Source organism: Sulfurimonas sp., from assembly GCF_032250635.1.
Lineage (GTDB): Bacteria > Campylobacterota > Campylobacteria > Campylobacterales > Sulfurimonadaceae > Sulfurimonas.
This window is the reverse complement of sequence record NZ_JAVVFL010000285.1, coordinates 1-1,162: the sequence shown is the minus strand read 5'-3', so window position 1 is coordinate 1,162 and position 1,162 is coordinate 1. Positions and strand designations below refer to the sequence as shown.

Here is a 1,162-nt window from a genome sequence, read left to right as displayed (position 1 = left end):
AGTACTTTTGATAATCCTCTTTTGTCTCTATGTTTTGTGCCAAAAGTTTGATTCTGGTACCTTTAAACTTATCCATAACCTTCTCAAGATTTTCATGCAAAGAGAGCACTACGTCCATCTTAATAATATCTATGTAGTTAAAAAGCCTGTTGAATTTTTTTATCATCTCCGCACTTGAGTCAAAGTGTTCAAGCGAAAGTTTGAAGCCTCGTTTTTTGTATTGAATGATTTTTGCGATTATTTTTTCGTTTAAATCAATATCTTCTAAAATATTAAGGACAAATCTATCCTTGTCTAAAACATCCAAGACCCCTTTTTGAAGAGACTCCTCATCTACGTTTACAAAAGCCAAGACCTTAGAGCCTAGAAGTTTGTCAAGTTCGTTGCTCGTTATAGAGCTGATAATAAGCTGCGCTGTCTCTCTGATTTTTGTAGAGAAGCCACTAGGCTCTAAAGAGCTGTCTTTAAATACTAGCTCATAAGCAAAGAGTTGGTTTTTGTTGTCAAATATCTTTTGTTTGGAAATATTAATTATATTCACTTGCAACTTCCTTGTTTTATTTATTTTATATTTTACACGAAAAATCTTAATAGGGAGTGCTGATACAAATCGAGCATAAAAATTTACTAGATGATAGTTTATATGAAAAAGAGATTATTACTATATTGATATTATAGAGGAGCAGCCAAAAGGCTACTCCAGTTTAAATTTTGACGGCTTTGCCAACCTCACTATCGCTGTAAATGCTGTGAGTTCCGTCACAAAAAGGAAAATTGCCGCTTGTTTTACACATGCAGATGTGGTACTGTTTCGTCTTTTCAACACTCACTTCTTTGGGAAGACACTCCGTTGTTTCATGACTTCCATCGCAAAAAACACCGTCTTTGCTTCTTCCGCACGCACAGATCATATATGTGACTCCAGCTTCAAGAGTCACACCTTCGGGCCTATTGCGAAATACGATTGCATCTTTACACATGACATATCCTTTGATTGGTCTGCATCATTATAGTGACGATATTATCAAAATGTCAAGGTGGCTATTAAGAATAGTTATACTGAAGAAGAGACGCTAAGTTGCAGTTTCTCTTTTTGATTTAACTCTTCAACATTTATATTATACAAAGAGCAAAGCTCTCTTTTTGCCTCTTCGCTTAGGGT

Annotated in this window: 1 protein-coding gene and 1 pseudogene; both read right to left on the bottom strand. The window is 35.2% G+C overall.

Features of this window, described 5'->3' with window-relative positions; genetic code table 11:
- Window positions 1-541: pseudogene (locus RQ763_RS11790) on the bottom strand (diguanylate phosphodiesterase); the annotation flags it as partial.
- A gap of 163 nt (window positions 542-704) precedes the next feature.
- Complete coding sequence (locus tag RQ763_RS11785) at window positions 705-980, bottom strand: CDGSH iron-sulfur domain-containing protein (protein WP_314153187.1); 276 nt, start codon at window positions 978-980, stop codon at window positions 705-707.
- Between the last annotated feature and the right edge of the window lie 182 nt (window positions 981-1,162).